The sequence below is a fragment of the Ruegeria sp. CDSB029 genome, from assembly GCF_059611125.1.
This window is the reverse complement of sequence record NZ_JBXWOX010000017.1, coordinates 94,055-110,561: the sequence shown is the minus strand read 5'-3', so window position 1 is coordinate 110,561 and position 16,507 is coordinate 94,055. Positions and strand designations below refer to the sequence as shown.

Annotated in this window: 14 protein-coding genes, 1 tRNA gene and 1 pseudogene; 6 read left to right on the top strand and 10 right to left on the bottom strand. The window is 57.2% G+C overall.

Annotated features, from left to right (window positions below; all coding sequences use genetic code 11):
• Nucleotides 1–98: 98 nt before the first annotated feature.
• Nucleotides 99–173 (top strand) — tRNA-Glu (locus AC2FI8_RS18270).
• A gap of 10 nt (nucleotides 174–183) precedes the next feature.
• On the opposite strand, the gene AC2FI8_RS18265 is transcribed toward AC2FI8_RS18270, so the two are convergent.
• The 8 genes from AC2FI8_RS18265 to AC2FI8_RS18230 form a co-directional block, all read right to left on the bottom strand.
• Entirely contained in the window at nucleotides 184–2,025 is a 1,842-nt protein-coding gene (locus AC2FI8_RS18265) for a V-type ATP synthase subunit A (RefSeq protein ID WP_496769698.1), read from the bottom strand.
• Complete coding sequence (locus AC2FI8_RS18260) at nucleotides 2,022–2,714, bottom strand: hypothetical protein (RefSeq protein ID WP_496780489.1); 693 nt, start codon at nucleotides 2,712–2,714, stop codon at nucleotides 2,022–2,024. Before AC2FI8_RS18260 ends, AC2FI8_RS18265 begins: the two co-directional genes overlap by 4 nt.
• Before the next feature lies 1 nt (nucleotide 2,715).
• Nucleotides 2,716–3,393 (bottom strand): hypothetical protein, encoded by a 678-nt coding sequence (locus tag AC2FI8_RS18255; protein WP_496722054.1) that lies wholly within the window; start codon nucleotides 3,391–3,393, stop codon nucleotides 2,716–2,718.
• On the bottom strand, nucleotides 3,393–3,836 hold the full coding sequence (locus AC2FI8_RS18250) for an ATP synthase subunit C (RefSeq protein ID WP_050602715.1): 444 nt from the start codon (nucleotides 3,834–3,836) through the stop codon (nucleotides 3,393–3,395). Before AC2FI8_RS18250 ends, AC2FI8_RS18255 begins: the two co-directional genes overlap by 1 nt.
• Entirely contained in the window at nucleotides 3,833–5,629 is a 1,797-nt protein-coding gene (locus tag AC2FI8_RS18245) for a V-type ATP synthase subunit I (protein ID WP_496780488.1), read from the bottom strand. Before AC2FI8_RS18245 ends, AC2FI8_RS18250 begins: the two co-directional genes overlap by 4 nt.
• On the bottom strand, nucleotides 5,626–6,231 hold the full coding sequence (locus AC2FI8_RS18240; RefSeq protein ID WP_496780487.1) for a V-type ATP synthase subunit D: 606 nt from the start codon (nucleotides 6,229–6,231) through the stop codon (nucleotides 5,626–5,628). Before AC2FI8_RS18240 ends, AC2FI8_RS18245 begins: the two co-directional genes overlap by 4 nt.
• On the bottom strand, nucleotides 6,209–7,570 hold the full coding sequence (locus AC2FI8_RS18235) for a V-type ATP synthase subunit B (protein ID WP_496780486.1): 1,362 nt from the start codon (nucleotides 7,568–7,570) through the stop codon (nucleotides 6,209–6,211). The genes AC2FI8_RS18240 and AC2FI8_RS18235 overlap by 23 nt, the downstream gene beginning before the upstream one ends.
• A gap of 191 nt (nucleotides 7,571–7,761) precedes the next feature.
• The gene (locus AC2FI8_RS18230; RefSeq protein WP_496780485.1) at nucleotides 7,762–9,165 is read right to left on the bottom strand and encodes an MATE family efflux transporter; all 1,404 of its coding nucleotides are present in this window, start codon (nucleotides 9,163–9,165) and stop codon (nucleotides 7,762–7,764) included.
• Between the two features lie 549 nt (nucleotides 9,166–9,714).
• Here AC2FI8_RS18230 and AC2FI8_RS18225 point away from each other — a divergent pair.
• From AC2FI8_RS18225 to AC2FI8_RS18205, 5 genes are all read left to right on the top strand, one after another.
• Nucleotides 9,715–11,637 carry a DUF3604 domain-containing protein gene (locus AC2FI8_RS18225; RefSeq protein ID WP_496780484.1) on the top strand — a complete coding sequence of 641 codons (1,923 nt, stop codon included), beginning with the start codon at nucleotides 9,715–9,717 and terminating at the stop codon, nucleotides 11,635–11,637.
• A 76-nt stretch (nucleotides 11,638–11,713) separates the two neighbouring features.
• Nucleotides 11,714–12,544, top strand: a complete 831-nt coding sequence (locus AC2FI8_RS18220) for a peptidyl-prolyl cis-trans isomerase (RefSeq protein WP_496780483.1) — start codon at nucleotides 11,714–11,716, stop codon at nucleotides 12,542–12,544.
• Nucleotides 12,541–13,542: a HupE/UreJ family protein gene (locus AC2FI8_RS18215; RefSeq protein WP_496780482.1), complete on the top strand. Its 1,002-nt coding sequence runs from the start codon at nucleotides 12,541–12,543 to the stop codon at nucleotides 13,540–13,542. Before AC2FI8_RS18220 ends, AC2FI8_RS18215 begins: the two co-directional genes overlap by 4 nt.
• Nucleotides 13,543–13,849: 307 nt before the next feature.
• Nucleotides 13,850–14,068 (top strand): hypothetical protein, encoded by a 219-nt coding sequence (locus AC2FI8_RS18210; protein WP_496780481.1) that lies wholly within the window; start codon nucleotides 13,850–13,852, stop codon nucleotides 14,066–14,068.
• The gene (locus AC2FI8_RS18205) at nucleotides 14,065–15,402 is read left to right on the top strand and encodes a serine hydrolase domain-containing protein (protein WP_496780480.1); all 1,338 of its coding nucleotides are present in this window, start codon (nucleotides 14,065–14,067) and stop codon (nucleotides 15,400–15,402) included. Before AC2FI8_RS18210 ends, AC2FI8_RS18205 begins: the two co-directional genes overlap by 4 nt.
• 231 nt (nucleotides 15,403–15,633) lie before the next feature.
• Here the strand turns inward: AC2FI8_RS18205 and AC2FI8_RS18200 are convergent, their stop codons facing one another.
• The gene (locus AC2FI8_RS18200) at nucleotides 15,634–15,903 is read right to left on the bottom strand and encodes a hypothetical protein (RefSeq protein ID WP_496722034.1); all 270 of its coding nucleotides are present in this window, start codon (nucleotides 15,901–15,903) and stop codon (nucleotides 15,634–15,636) included.
• Between the two features lie 30 nt (nucleotides 15,904–15,933).
• A pseudogene (locus AC2FI8_RS18195) lies at nucleotides 15,934–16,460 on the bottom strand (hypothetical protein); the annotation flags it as partial.
• Between the last annotated feature and the right edge of the window lie 47 nt (nucleotides 16,461–16,507).

The following is a 16,507-nucleotide window of genomic DNA, read 5'->3' as shown; positions in this document are numbered from 1 at the left end:
GCCCGTTCGTCTATCGGTTAGGACGCCAGGTTTTCAACCTGGAAAGAGGGGTTCGATTCCCCTACGGGCTACCACTTGTGCTTGTGCCATTGGCAGATGGCCCGTTCGTCTATCGGTTAGGACGCCAGGTTTTCAACCTGGAAAGAGGGGTTCGATTCCCCTACGGGCTACCACTTCCCTGACTTACACCCCAAATTTTTCGCGGCAAAGATCCTGAATCTGTCCCCACAGCGATTTGAATTCCGGTGTATTTTCTGCAGCATAATGGAAATTCTTCATCAAACCGGTAAGCTGTGTAAAGACTTGACGGACTTCACCCTTATCCGCAAATTCCGCGGTCGATTGCGTGACATCGTAGACCAGTTTGAACGTCATCTTCTGACGCTCCAGCGGAACGGTGGCATCCACTTTGTCGAATGCGTCCTGCTGCAGATAGACCATGTCCACGAACAGGCCCTTTTGCTGGATCACGAAATCCTCGATCGTGACGCCCTCTTCACCAGTGACCTGCATCATCTGATCGACCTGCTCGCCTTTTTCGATCAGCGCCAGCAGATCGCCCACCTTGCCTGTCCAACCAGCCTCGGCGTTCTTGTCATACCAATCCGAGAGTTGTTCAGTATAGCGCGACCAACTGAGCAAGGGATCGACGGCGGGATAGAACCGTTTGTAGGCTCGTTCCGAGGACAGCCCAAGAAAGCACTTCACCGTTGACAGCGTGGACTGCGTCACTGGTTCGTCAAAATTGCCTCCCGCTGGTGACACAGTGCCGATCAACGTCAGGCTACCCAGGTCGCCATCGTTTGTTTTCAGCGCCCCAGCACGCTCGTACAGGCCCTTGATCGAACTCTCCAGGTAGGCAGGAAAACCCTCTTCACCCGGAATTTCCTCCAGCTTGCCGGAAGTCTCGCGCATGGCCTGCGCCCAGCGACTGGTACTGTCCGCGATCAGCAGAACATCATACCCCATCTGACGGTAGTATTCGCCCAGCGTGATTCCGGTGAAAATCGACGCCTCGCGAGCCGCAACGGGCATGGAAGAGGTGTTGCAAATGATGATCGTCCGATCCATCAGACTTCCGCCCGACATCGGATCGGTCATCTTGGGGAATTCGTGGATCGTTTCAACAACCTCGCCCGCGCGTTCACCACAGGCAACGACGATCACGATATCCACTTTGGAGTTCCGCGCGATAAGGTTTTGAAGCACAGTCTTACCCGCCCCGAACGGGCCGGGAATACAGGCCGTACCACCACGCGCGATGGGAAAGAACGTATCAATCAAGCGTTGCGAGGTCAGCACAGGTTCAGTCGGGTACAAGCGTTCGGACAGGGCACGTTTCAGAACCGTTTCAGGCAAGGGCCGCCGAACTGGCCACTTCTGACACAGCGTCAAAGTGTGCTCACCCCCCTGCTCGTCTTCAAGTCGGGCAACAATCTCATGGATTGACGCGGCCCCTTTCTGAACCCAAACGACCTTGTATTCGCCAACCCAATTGAAGGGCAGCATAATTTTATGGGTGAACCGGCCTTCCGGAACAGTTCCGATGCTGTCGCCTGCCGTGACTGTATCTCCAACCTTAACCGAGGGCGTGAAGGACCATTTCGCCTGATCGTCCAACGGTGCTACATCGGCCCCCCGCGGCAAGAAGGTTCCAAATTCGGAAGCAACTTTGGGCAAAGGCGATTGCAGGCCGTCAAAGACCTGACCCAACAGCCCCGGCCCCAGTTCTACAGACAGCAACTGACCCGATTGTTCCACCGGATCGCCAACGGCCACGCCGTCTGTGCTTTCATACACCTGTACATCAGCTGTGTCCCCGCGCACGCGCAGCACCTCGGCTTTGAGCCGTTCCTGACGCCCGCCCGGTCCAGCACGGGTCGGCAGGATGAACACCACCTCGTTTTTGACCAATTGGCCCGGAACTCCGGCGGCATCTTGGTTGGCCTGAATCTGCACCAGCCCTTCCTGGACCGAGACGACACGGGCGGTTGCGGTTTGAACTGGAGGTGTTTGGGCAGTCATGCGCTTACTCTCTCAAAATCGAATTCTGCGACATTGGCCATGGCCTGCTGGGCCAGTTTCTCAAATCTTGTGGCTGCGTCCTGAGCGTTGCTTTGCGCCCATCGATCAAAAATGTTCCAGATCAGGACGTATATTGCCACGGCCTCAAAATCGAACAGGTGGCGGGCGGCGTACCGTTTCAGTTGCTTATGGCTGACCGATAACAACAGTCGCTCCAGCCCCAAAGGGTCCTCGGCTTCTAACAGCTGACGCGCGTCCTTGATCCACGGCATCGGCACCAAAAGTCGGAAATCCGGGTCCCCCCAGTTGGCTGGAATATGGCGGCTCCAACGTCCAATGCCGTACGCTCCCGAGGGCGGATTGCCTCCACGCGCGCGCAGGCGCAGTGCAGCAACTACAGTGCGCAAGTCCATCCGCTCAAGGAACAGTCTACGCAAGGTTGGTTGCGGAATTTTGCCCAACGCCTGATTGCATCGCTGTACTGCCTGCGCATCCGTGACATCCATGTCATATGCACTCCAGTTCAGCGCCTGCTCCAACGCTTTCAGAACACGCGCATCCTCAGATGCAAGCGCGGTCAGGCGACGATCCAACCGCAGCCGTGACAGCGGTGGCTGCTTGGCCACAAACAGCCGTTCAGATCCCGGCAGGCTGCTGATCAGCGCGATATAGGCGTCAGGGTCTGACATCTCAGCGGATCACACCTTCCAGCACGGCACGGAACCGCGGCTGAAGATGCTCCATCAGCAGTGAGGCGACCGCCTTGTCCGTCAGGTCCAGCACAACGCCCTGATCTTCGGCCCGAACGCGGATACCATCTTGGTTGTCGTCCGATGCATGCAGCTCTACCTGTTCGCGCAACATTTCAGCTGTCAGCCCAAGAACATATTTGGTCAGCTTGCCAGACTGGATGTCATCCGCGTTCTGCTTGATGTCTTCCTGCGTCGCGACTTTGGCAGGCAGAATGACCTGGACCTTGCCATCCAGATTGACGCCATCAGCCTCTTGACCGACGACCTCCAAAATCATCTGTTTCAGCAATTTCGGGTCAGCCATTTCCTTGGTCACCAGACGTTCGACATCTTCACGAAACCGGTCGGTCAATCCACCTTTCATGGTCAGAACTGCATCACGCATGGCGGTATTCAACGCCTCTTCTCCCGCCGCGCGGTATTTGTCGGAATCGCTGCGCGCCTTTTTCTGATAGTCGTCCGCTTCGCGTTTCGCGTCAGCCAAGATTTTGGCGGCTTCGGCCTTGGCCTCTGACCGCAGTTTTTCAGCGTCAGCCTGACCAGCCGCCACGCCATCATTTCGCAGCTTATCGATCAGGGCATCCACACCGTGTGAAATCATGCCATCCTGCGCCATCAGCTGATCCCCGCGCTGATCACCAGAGCAAAGACAAAGGCAAAGACGCCGAACCCTTCGATGATCGCCGCCGGAGCCAGTGCCAGGCCAAAGATCTCGGGCTTTTCCTTGGTGGCGTTGATCGCCGCAGCACAGGCCCGACCCTGCCAGATCCCGCAATACATCAATGCGATGCCTGACAGGATACCTATCCCGAACAAGCCGCCCGCGTTTTCGGGTGTCACATCTCGGTTCAAGGTAAACATGATGACGATGCCGTAAATCACCATGGTCGACGGAAAGGCTGATACGCCAACAAAGCGACCATAGCCGCCTTCAGTTTCTGTCATGGCGCCAATACTGGCCATGCCGGCGATGGAGCACCCGATCGCGCTGGAGGCCGCGCCCAACGCCATAGGCGCGTAAATGCCCAGCCAACCCAATGTCAAAACAAGCTCATTCATTCCTGAACCTCCTTGCGGGCGAACGGGCGAAAGACAACGCCTTCGTCCGGCAGACCCCATTTTAAGAATTCGATGTAATTGAGACGTAATCCGTGGACGACGCCGCTCATCATGGCGAGGGCGAAGTTGAGAATATGGCCGATGATTAGGATCAGCAGGGCAAGCAGAACGCCGAGCCCCTTGAGGGACTGCATCACCGACCCCGCCAGATCGTTGAACGTGATCGCCAATGAGGCTGAGGCCAGACCTAACGCAAACAGCCGCATGTAGCTAAGCACATCGCCAAATGCACCCATCGCCCCGGCAAGGCTTTGCAGCCCTTCGATCAGCCGCCATAACCAGTCGGTTGGTTTCTTGATGACCCGCTCGCTTGAGAACCAGACGATGGCCAGAACCCCGATCCCCATCAAGGCCGCACCCGGCACCGGAGAATTGCCCTTCATGTAGCTAAGCCACAAAATGAATCCTCCAATCAGCGCCGCGATCCAGCCCAGATTGGCAATGGCGTTTCGGTGCCCCCAAGCCGCGCGGGCGGCAAGCGCATTGGCCAGCACCAGATGCAATACGCCAACGACAATCGAAACCATCATCATCGCGCCGAAATTGTTCAGGTCGAGCAGTTTGAGCTTGGACCAGAACGACCCCTCAGTTGGCGATACGCCGAAATAGCTGCCGACCAATATGCCGTACAGGATCGTCGCCCCCGAGATGATCACGCCAAAGCGTCGCCAGGAACGCTCATGTGGTGTGCGATCAAGGCGTTTCCAAAACAACAAGAGCCCCGCCAAGATAATTGCCCCGTACCCGGCATCGGCCACGATCATCGCAAAGAAGATCGCGAACGAAACGGCGACGATGACGCTAGGGTCCCAATCCTTGTAACCCGGCACTTGATAAAACAGTGCCAAGTCTACAGCAGCACTGCGCTTTTCTGGTTGTTCTAACAAGGTGGGCGGGCTGTCTTCGGGGCCGGGTTCTTCGATCAGCACAGCGGCATCCTTGGCGTTTGCCATGTCCAGAACCGCATCTATACGATCCTCGGGCACCCAGCCCTGAAGGGCAAACATCGCCTCTTCGTCGCGCACCTTTTGGGTAGCATGGGCCAGCTCAGCCGCACTTTCGGCAACCGACAGGTTCCGGCGCATCAGTGTCAGGTATCGGGTCTGCGCGACGCGCTCAGCCTCAAGCGCTTCGATGGCGATCTCAGCCTCTTCCAGTTGCGCCTCAAGCTCGTGAATGGGCAGCGATCCTGTGTGCGTGCGCGGGACTGGAAGGATATCGTCATCCGGCTCATCCGGGTCGATCAGCACGGCATAGATGAACCTATGGTCCTGCTCGAGTATAGCCCAGGGCATATCCAGGGCTTCCAACGCATCGCGATGCTTGAGCGGCAGTTGATAGAACCACAATCGGTTCCCTGCTAATACATCGTCGGGTGGAAAATCCAGGTCACCCCAAGGGCGAACCTGCGCGATCCGGTTGGCCAGAAAATCCCTTTGGTCCGTCATGTCACGGGTCCGTTGCATCAGGTCCAGCACATCCTTGACGAACTGCTCCATGTCAAAACCGGGGTCGCGCTGGATTTGTCGGCGCGGTTCGGACACGTCATGCAGGAACCGCAGCGCCTTATAGGCGTCCCGCGCACCACGCTCGCTGATCTTTTCCGGTTCAGGGGGCGGCGGGACCAGCGGCAGGACGTGCATGCATCCCAATTCCTGCAGCGCCTCAAGCGTTTCGGTCTTTTGATTTGATCGCCCGACCAGTGACAGTTTCTTGAGGCGCGCGACACTCATGACACCGCCTCCTGCGCATGTTTGCGCTTTGAGATTTTCGACCGGACCACGGCCTGCATCTGTTCATCACTCAGATAAATGCGGATTTTCTTTATGTTCGCTTTGGCGCGCGGGATCAGAACCTTTTCGAACAGATTGACACGCTGGGTGATGGTGGCCACAGCCCTATCGAATATCTTCACCCGCTCTTCGGCCACTTTGACCCGTAGACGCGCCTCGATCATATCGTGCAGCAACCGGGCCGCCGCATCGACCCAATGAGGTTTGGCCAGATAGGAATACAGACGCACCGCGACCTCGATCCGGTCTAGCGCAGGCATCTTTACGCCCACGACGTTGACCTCTTTGACTTTGTAGTCTTTCAGCGCGACCAACCCGTCCAGATCAACGCCTTGCTGCGCCAGCATCGGCAGTTTTTCTCCAACCTTTTGCGCCAGTTCCTGCACCTCATCCTGAAGGCGCTGCACATCTTCGCGCGCCTTCGCGCGCTCGGCCATCAATTGCTGACGCTTAAGGTCCAGCGATGGCAAGAACCGCTCATAGCTTTTCAGCTGCGTCTGCTCGCGCGCGAGCGACGATTTATTCAGCTGAAACCGCGCCATCGGCATCCTTTGGGAAATACTTTTCGATCAGGGCCTGTTTCATCAGTAGCTGCTCAGGTGCGAAACACTCGGCCAGAGTTTTCCACCCCAAATCCAGCGCATCTTCCAGCGAGATTGAAACGTTGATGTCCATGAACCGGGTCTTGAACAGGTCACCAAACTTCAACAACTGATGGTCGTAATCCGAAAGGTCGAACGCCATTGCCTGTTTCTGCGCGGCGTCGCGACTTTCGGAATAGAACCGGATCATCGTGTTCATGATCTGCCCGTGATCCTCGCGCGTCGTCTTGCCGATCACGTTCTGCTTGAGCCGTGAGAGGCTGCCGAACGGGTCAATCACTCCCGAGTGCAAATAGATCTGCCCCTCGGTGATATAGCCCGTGTTGTCGGGCACCGGATGGGTCACGTCATTGCCGGGCATCGTCGTAACGGTGAGCACAGTGACCGATCCGCCCTTGGCATAGTCGCAGGCTTTTTCGTATCGGCGGGCCAGCTGGGAATAGAGGTCGCCCATATAGCCACGCTGCGACGGTACGCGCTCTTGGCTGATACCAACTTCCTTCATCGCGTCGGCATAAGCGGTCATATCAGTCAGTAGAACCAGCACGCGTTTGCCTTCTTCCACCGCGAATTTTTCGGCCACGGCCAGCGCCATATCGGGTACCAGCAGCCGTTCGACCAGCGGGTCCATCGCCTGGTTGACGAACATCACTGTCCGGGAAAATACGCCCGCATCCTCGAAGGACGTCCTGAAAGTAAAGTAGTCGTCAAAGATCAGCCCCAGCCCGCCAAACACCACGATATCCGCATCCGCCTGAATACCAATTCTGCTGAGGAACGCGTTGAACGGCTCACCCGAGACCGAAAAAATCGGGATTTTCTGACTTTCGACCAACGTGTTGAACACGTCGATCATCGGCACATCCGTTCGGATCATCTTGTTGGGAACGGCGCGTTCCGCAGGGTTCACGGTCGGCCCGCCAATATCCACGCGCGGTTCGGATGACAGGTCGGGTCCGCCATCGATTGAAACGCCCGCGCCATCAAAAACGCGGCCCAGAATGTTCTGCGAATACGGCGTCTGCATCGGATGACACAGGAACGTCGCCGTCGCCTCGGTCGAGATGCCCTTGGTGCCGGAAAACACCTGCAGGGTGACAACATCCCGGTCAATGAAAATCGCCTGCGCCAGTGTCTTGTGGCCGTCCACGGTTTCGATCACGGCCAGATCGTTGAAACGCACCGCTGCGTCGGTCGATCCGTCCAGAGGCACCCTGACCTTTATTGTGTCTCCAACAATCTCAAGAACACGCGTGTACTTCAAAAGACTTCCGGACATTGCTCATCCTCGGTCGTTAAAGGTGTTTTTTGAAATCAACGCCCCGTAATAACTTGGCGTTTTTTGCAATCATAAGCTCAGCTTACAACGAATTCATGAATTGGCAAATGAGGATGTCTTTGTTGCGACAAAGGAGACGAAAACTGCCTCTGGTGACCAAAAACGTTGGTATTCAAACGCGCTGGGAGAGCTTACCACCCCCTGCGCCCGAACAGGGATTGCAGCCGGCTTTGCCCGGCAAAAGGATCGACCTCTGATGGCGCAGTCAGGCCCGAGACAACGCGGCGCACCATTACCCAGCAGATTGCAGCAAATATCACACCGCCCAGCGCCTGCCCCAACAACACACCCGGAGCGCCTGCGAAATAGGCTCCGGCCACTGCAAATGGCCACGTGCCCAGCGTATGTCGCCCCCAGTTAACCCACGTGGAGTAAATGGGATAGCCAAGGTTGTTGAAGCTGGCATTCGCAACAAAGATCACCCCGTTGAAGAAGGACGCCAGGGCCAGCGGCCCGCAAAACAGGTAGATCAGCGCCCGCGTCTCGCCCTGGGCCTGAAACAAGTTGGCGATGGGGGCACGCAGGACGAACAGCACCGCCGCCATCAGAACCACATAGACGGCAGTGAATTTTACACCCGCCAGGAACGCGCCCTTCACCCTGTCATACTGCCCTGCCCCAAAGTTCTGCCCGACAATCGGGCCTATCGCCCCGGATAGAGCAAATACCACGGAGAATGCGACAGGCATCAACCGCCCTATTACCGCCATGCCAGCCACGGCGTCTGTTCCAAACTGTGCAACCTCACGGATCACGATGGCGTTGCCGACCGGCGTGGCGACATTGGTCAGAACTGCCGGTATTGCAATCGCCCGAACCGGTTGGAGGTCATCCATCACTTGCCTCAGCGACGGTCGCGCAAATCCATGGTGCACGCGCACTGCGGGCCGGACCGCCGCTATCAACATACAGATACGTGCAATAACCGAGGCAATCGCCGCCCCGTCCAGGCCAAGACCGACAGCGAAAATCAGGATCGGATCCAAAATCGCGTTGGCCAGCCCGCCGTAAATCGTGGCCTGCATGGATCGGCGCGCATCGCCATGCGCACGCAGCACGGCCATACCGGTCATTGCCACTGCCATAACCCACATGGTTGGCAGAATGATGCTGACATACCGTGCGGCCAGTTGCAGAACTTCGCCCTGCGCGCCCAGCAAGGACAGAAAAAACTTGATATTGATCATGACGATAGCAGACACAATCAACCCAATCAGAATCCCAAGAAGGGCAACGCTGGTCCCAAATTGCCGGGCTTTTTCGAGCCGCCCGGCCCCCAACTCGCGGGCGACTAGAGCCCCGGCTGCGATGGACAGCCCCACATTGATCGAGTTGGTGAAAAACAAAAGCGTGCCCGCATAGCCGACCGCTGCGGCCAAGGCGTCATTGCCCAGCATTGAGATGAACACCATGTCCACGAAATCCACGGCAAAGATTGCCATAAGACCAATGCTGGTGGTCAGCGACATTCGGGTCACATGCCGCATCAGACTGCCGGTCAAAAAGACAGCCATGCCCGTGGATTGTTGTGTCATTGGCTGGTCCGTCCCTTTGTCCTGGAAATCAATCTGCCCGCGATGGGCACTAGTCAGCAACCTCAAACTTGTGCCGTGCGCGCCGATTACAGCCCTACCTTTTTTGGCAATCCGCATTTTGCGCCGCTACGATGATGTTGCAGTACGAAAATCCTTACCGCTTTGGATATCGGCGTCCGCCGCTGCGTCCACTGGCGCCTCGCATCCAGCATTCTAAGTCAACGGATTTTGCCGGGAATGCCTGATCGACGGGAAGGTTGCCGTTCTCAACGAACAGGACAAACTCACCCATCCCGGCGCGTACTACCTTTTCGGCGCATACGTTCGCGCAGTGTATGTCGAGGGCGGGCACGCATGTGGCCGCCGTGCGAAACGGTCGATGGCGGTGAGGTACTCTGACCGCGGGTACCGCCATGCGGGGTACCAGCCTGCACTGGACGCAGGTCTCATGGTAGAAAAATCAGTACCAAAACTCGCTCAATACATTATAAGAAATGAATATACTGAATTTACGATATTCGATTAGCGCGAAGACCTGGGGAGGATTCAATGCTTCGACTTACAACCTGTTTGATCTCTTTGCTGACACTACCAGCGCTTGTTTGGGCAGACGCGGTCCCCAGCAAAGAGGCTGCCGAGGGCACCTTTGCAGACCGCCCTTATTCGCCCTACGCCAACCGATCGTTCCCCGAACGGCCGCTTTGGGGTGATACACACCTACACACCGGATTGTCGCTGGATGCGGGCGCGTTCGGGAACACTTTGTTGCCCGACGAAGCATGGCGGTTTGCAAAGGGGGAACAGGTTATTTCGTCGACCGGCCAACCCGTCCGGCTGGCGCGCCCCTTGGACTGGATGGTATTGACGGATCACACAGACCTCATGGGGTTTGCACCCGATCTGCAGGCAGGAAAACCCGGTGTGTTGGCGGACCCGAAGGGTCTGGAATGGTACGAGGGATACAAAGCAGGCGGTGAAGATGCGGCCAAGGCGGCTTTTGACATCATCACCAACTTTTCGCAGATGACCCTGCCCGAGGTTTTGCTGGAATCCTACAGCCCCGGCGCGGATGCTTTTGCGTTCACATGGGAGCAGATCGTTCTGGCTGCCGAGCGTCATAACGACCCCGGCAACTTTACCGCATTCATCGGGTTCGAATGGACCTCGGTCCCAAAGGGGTTCAACCTGCACCGCAACGTCATGCTGCGCGACGGTCCAATTCGCGCACTGCAGGTCGTGCCACCCGTAACCCAACCCCCTTATGGCGACACGGACCCCAAGGCGCTGTACGCGTGGCTTGAAGAATACGAAGCCAATACTGGCGGCCGCGCTGTTGCGTTTGCCCATAACGGAAACCTCTCCAACGGCTGGATGTTTCCGACCGAGGACACCTATCACGGCGGCAAGGTCGACGAAGAGTACGTGCAAAACCGCGCCAAGTGGGAGCCCCACTACGAAGTCACCCAGATCAAGGGCGACGGTGAAGCGCACCCGTTCCTCAGCCCCAATGACCCGTTCGCGGATTATGAAAACTGGGATGTCGGAAACCTCGATATCACAGAGCTTAAGACCGATAACATGCTGGCCGGTGAATACGCGCGCGAAGCACTGAAACGCGGTCTGGCGTTAGAGGAAAAATTCGGCGTTAACCCCTATAAGTTCGGCATGGGCGGGGCAACCGACAGCCATACATCCCTGGCCACGGCGGAAGAGGACAACTATTTCGGTAAATCCGTCAGTGCCGAACCCTCGCCTACCCGCGTCCTGCATCCATTTGTTGAAAGCGATCTGGGCGCATTCGAAGGGCACACTCTGGTCGCGTCCGGCTACACGGCGGTCTGGGCCACGGACAACACCCGGTCGGCCATTTTCGATGCGTTCAAACGGCGTGAGACCTATGCCACCACCGGTCCGCGGATCGGCTTGCGTTTCTTTGGCGGCTGGGACTTTCAGGATGACGACTTGCTGACGCGGCTTGTTGCGGATGTGGGCTATACCAAGGGCGTCCCAATGGGCGGCGACCTGCGCCCCAGTGAAGGGGACGGAGCGCCTTCGTTCCTGATCGGTGCGCTGCGTGACCCGGTCGGGGCCAATCTGGACCGCGTTCAGGTGGTCAAAGGCTGGTTAGATGCCGATGGTGAATTGCAGGAAAAAGTGTTCAACGTTGCCTGGTCTGATGACCGCGCGCTGGACGCAGAAGGCAACTTGCCCGAGGTCGGCGACACGGTTGATCTGGAAACCGCAAGTTGGAGCAACACGATCGGTGCGTCCGAGCTGGTAACCATCTGGACCGACCCGGAATTCGATCCCGGCCAGCGGGCCTTCTACTACGTTCGCGTGCTGGAAATTCCGACACCGCGCTGGGTTTTGTACGACAAACTGCGGTTTGGTTTGGACCTGCCGGAAGAGGCGCAGCTGATCCATCAAGAGCGCGCGTATTCGTCGCCAATCTGGTACACACCTAGCGAATAACCGAACAATACACTAATGACATTGCCGGGCGGTCAACCCCGCCCGGCAATATTGCGACACGACATTGAGAACCCGAATGCAAATTCTAAAACAGCCGTTATTCCACTTCATTTTGATCGGGGTTGCCATTTTCGCTTGGTTTGCATGGGTTTCCCCGCAACAGGACGTCGCTGAAGAAACCGACACGATCACAGTCGACGGTAATGATGTCGCCCTCCTGAAAACACGTTTCCAAAACAGCTGGAACCGCCCACCGACGGAAGACGAGTTACAGGCCCTGATTGACGGGGCGATCCGCGAAGAAGTTCTTGTGCGCGAAGCACGCAAGCTGGGTCTGGATCAAGGTGATCAGGTCATCCGTGCCCGCCTGGCGCAGAAGATGGATTTTCTAACTGACGCAATCGCGGCTTCGATCGAACCCGAGCCCGAAGTGTTGCAAACCTTTCTGAACGAAAATCCGGAACGGTTTACCAAACCGGCACAGATTGCTTTTGATCAGATCTACCTGAACGAGAACGCTGAGCTGGATGCCATCGAAAACGCGATTGAGGCTGCAAACACTCAGCAGGACTGGAGCAGCATCGGATCGACAACTTTGCTTCCAAAGTCGATGCCCCTGACGGTAGTGCGCGTGGTGGACGCAAACTTTGGCACTGGCTTTTCGGCGGCTCTGAATTCGTTGGAGCCAGGCAACTGGTCCGGCCCGGTCCGATCCGCATATGGCATCCACGTCGTTCGCGTTACAGACAAACAAGACCCCATATTGCCAAAGCTGGAAGATATCCGCGATACCGTTTTACTGGAATGGCGCCGCGAAGCCGGGTCGGACCTGGCGCAGGCGCAATATGAAAGCCTGGCGTCGAATTACCAGGTCGAAACACCCGACATGGACAAGGCAGTCGAATGAAGCGGCTCTTTTGCCTGTTATTCTCGGGCTGGCTGATGTTCGCTGCACAAGCGGGACATGCACATGCACTTGACCCCGGTTATTTGGACCTGCGGCAATTGGCGAGCAACACCTGGCAAGTGCTATGGCGCAAGCCTGATGTGAATGGCCGCCCCATGGGTATCGATGCCATATTGCCCGCTCACTGTGCCCAAAACCGAGGACCCGAGCCACGGTCCGACGGAACAGCTTGGATCGCGACCTGGGTTCTTGAATGCGAGGACGATATCGCCGGTCACACCATCACCATTGAAGGGCTGGAGCAACAACGAAACGACGTTCTGCTGCGCATCCAACCCATCTCGTCAGAACCATCCACATTGCGGTTCACACCCGAGACACCTGCATTGATCATTCCAGAACAGCCAACGACCTGGTCAGTTCTGAGCAGTTACTTCCGCCTTGGGTTCGAGCATATCCTGGAGGGTTGGGATCACCTTCTGTTTGTTTTCGCTTTATTTGTGCTGGTGCGCGACCCATGGCGGTTGGTCGGGGCGGTTACAGCCTTTACCGTCGCGCATTCCATTACGCTGGCGCTTGCCACGCTGGGCGTTCTGAACGTGCCCGGTCCACCGGTCGAAGCCGTGATCGCCTTGTCGATCGTGTTCCTCGCTTTGGAAATCCTCAACCGAAAGGATGGTGAACTGCGCCTGTCCGAACAATATCCCTGGATCGTCTGCTTTTGCTTCGGATTGTTGCACGGACTGGGATTTGCTGGCGCGCTGGCCGATATCGGAGTTCCAACCGAGGATATCTTCGCTGCACTGCTGGCCTTCAACATCGGGGTCGAGGCCGGTCAGCTTCTGTTCATCGCCGCACTGTCGGCCCTGATCCTGTTATGGCGTCTTGCGCTGCCAACGATTTCGCAAAAGGCTGGCGTCGTCGCCGTACCCGTCACCGGATATGCCATCGGCTGCGTGTCGCTGTACTGGTTAGTTGAACGCGTCAGCGGGTTTTGATTGGCGTGTCCGCTAATTCGCGGCCTCTTGCAGCAGCAGTAAACACGCCTGAACCCGGTCCGTTTCGACCTGCGCCCAGCCTTCGTTTGTTAGTTTCTGGTGCTGGCGCGCCTCGATCAACACCTGCTGGGCGCCCTCGGGATCACCGGCCTTAAAAAATCAGCTTGGCGATCAAAATCAACGGGTACCGTTTGTAGTTCCTTGCACCACTGTCCCACCAGGCCTCGGCCGTCTGACGCACCCCACTGATGTTGTTAAAGGTCGGCGCATCATAAACAGTCGCCTATTTGCGCCCGGAAAATCGCAATTGCTGGTCCAGTTACCGGCGTCACCGACGGGGCATGTCACCATCAAGGACGACACCAAAGCTTTGGCCAAGTGCTACGACAGGGGCGGGCCGACGGGCGCATTTGGCCGGAACCTACGCGACGGAATGGTGGTAACCAAAGCCGATACGCTCTTAACTCGGACGAAATCCGGAGAGAAACGGGAGGGGGCCGGTACGACCGGTTCGAAAATCGATTGATCATCAAGGCGCTGAAAATCATCGCAGGCACGCTTATTCTGGGTGTCGTCGCAATTGTGGGCTATCTGCTGATCGCCCCGCCTGACCTCTTGAAGGTTGGGACGAACTATTCGGCCAAGATCGTCTGTTCCAACGTCTTCATAGCCGGGCGCGACCCGGAAGAGGTTTTGACCGTCGATGTTCAGGCCCCGGGGCATCCACTGCTTAGGCAGATCTCGATCGACGTGGACGCCGAAGCCCAAACCGTGACGGCACGTATTTTCCGGTTCTTTGCCCCCGCGACCTCGCAATATCGCGAGGGGCTTGGCTGCACCAATGTCCATGACGCGACGCTCAGCGACGCGACCCTGACCGCGATTGAGCCCTTGCCCACTGGAATCTGGCCCGTCGGTAACGAAGTTCTACTGTCACAAGATCCTGAAGTTGCGCGTATCCTGGCAGATAGCACCCTTCTGGGCGAAGGATACCGCGCCGTGGTTGTCGTGCGGGGTGGGCGTATCGTTGGCGAGACCTATGCGGAGGGGTTTGACGAAAACACGCCTTTGCTTGGGTGGTCGATGACCAAGACGGTTACTGCGGGCTTGATCGGTACCCTGATCAAATCCGGCCAGATGTCGCTGGAGGATACGCTGACCGACAGTTATCCGGACTGGGCACAGGACGGACGCAAAAACATCACCCTTAAGGACATGATGGCCATGTCCAGCGGTCTGCAATGGAATGAGGAATATGGCGACGTCTCGGACGTGACCAAGATGCTGTATCTTAATGATGACATGGCAGGTTTTGTCTCGGGCCGTCCGGCGGAAAGTGAGGTTGGGGCGGGCTTCAACTACTCATCGGGGACGACCACAGCCTTGTCGCGCGTCTGGCAGAACAAGCTGACCGATGGCAGCCTAACCTATCCGCAAGAGGCTCTGTTCGAACCATTGGGCATGACATCCGTCGTGCTCGAGACCGACGCGGCGGACACATTTGTCGGGTCCAGCTATATGTATGCCACTGCGCGTGACTGGGCGCGTTTTGGGCAACTGCTATTGCAGAAAGGCGAATGGAACGACCAACAAATCCTGCCCGAGGGCTTTACGGACTGGATGTTTGAGCCGGTTGCCGCATCTGACGGGATGTATGCCAAAGGTCATCTGTGGCTGGACTCTCCGGGAGGGTTGCCGCCCTATGAGGACGCCGTCTGGCTTCAGGGGCATGACGGGCAGTTCATCGGTGTATTCCCATCCCAAGACATGGTCGTTGTGCGGTTGGGTTTGACGCCCTCCCGGCACGGATATTCCTCGTTACCGCTGGCCGAGGCGCTCATCTCTGCCTTGCAGAATTGATAAGAACGGCCCGCTGGTCGGGCCTCTGCTCTATTCCAGAATTTGCGTTGCAATACCGGTGCTTGCCAGCTCATCTTCTACAAGGGCCTAGATCTGATCCGGCGGCGTGTTCAGAGAATAAAGCATCAAAGCAGGATCGACGCCCAATTCGATCAGTTGCTGCATTGCTTCGCCTTGCCCCTTTTGGATGCTTTCAACGGCAAAGACCACGGGGATCAGGCGTGGTTGGTCTTAGTAATGCTGATGAAGTCCGACAATGCCTTGCAATGACACGATACGCGCGACCCCATCGGCCAGAACATATGGACAGGCGGACGTGCAGACCGCGCCCGGCTGTACAGCCGATGACAACCCGGTCTCGCGAATCTGCGCGCCGATCAACAAAGCTTCGGACACGTGGCCGCCCGGGCTGAGCAGCGCGACCATGTCGGGTTGTTCTTGCATCTCGGACAAATAAGTTTCGAACCTTTCGGCATCGCCCGTTTCGATCTGACCACTCATCAGAAGGACACGCCGCAGATCACCGGCTTACTCCAGCTCAGCCAGATCTTCGAAGCTTTGACGCGCGCGCTCGACCTCTTGCCCCAGCGCCTGACCGCTAAGTGCAATGTCATGCGCTTGCTCAAGCGCTGCCTGGTAGTCGCGCACGGTGTTTTCCAAGTGCTGTTCGACCGCTGCGGCACCAGCCAGTGCAGTGGCGTTAAGCCAGCTGGACATGGCTATAATTGCAACGGATCCAACGATCGTCGACAACGTCAGGCCAACGAACCGCTGGCCGTGCAAATCGACGGAAGTAACCGCAGCATATGGCTCCAGAACAAAAAGATGCCGACGGACACCGCGATCGAGTATGCGACCGCTGCGAAAAAGATTACCGCGCCATTGTCTTCCAACAGTAACGAAACACCAAGGTAAGTGTAGATTCCCTAAGCGATCGCCAAAACACCCAAAGCGGCTGGCGTGAACGTGTCCAACCAGGCCAGATGCGCCTCAAGCTCTTTGGCCGTCCGCAGCCCCCTCGCCTCCTCCGCGGTCAGGCGGTCCCTTTTCTCTGTCATGTCACCCCACGCTCCCAATCGATAAACTTGGATAATCACTAGATAAT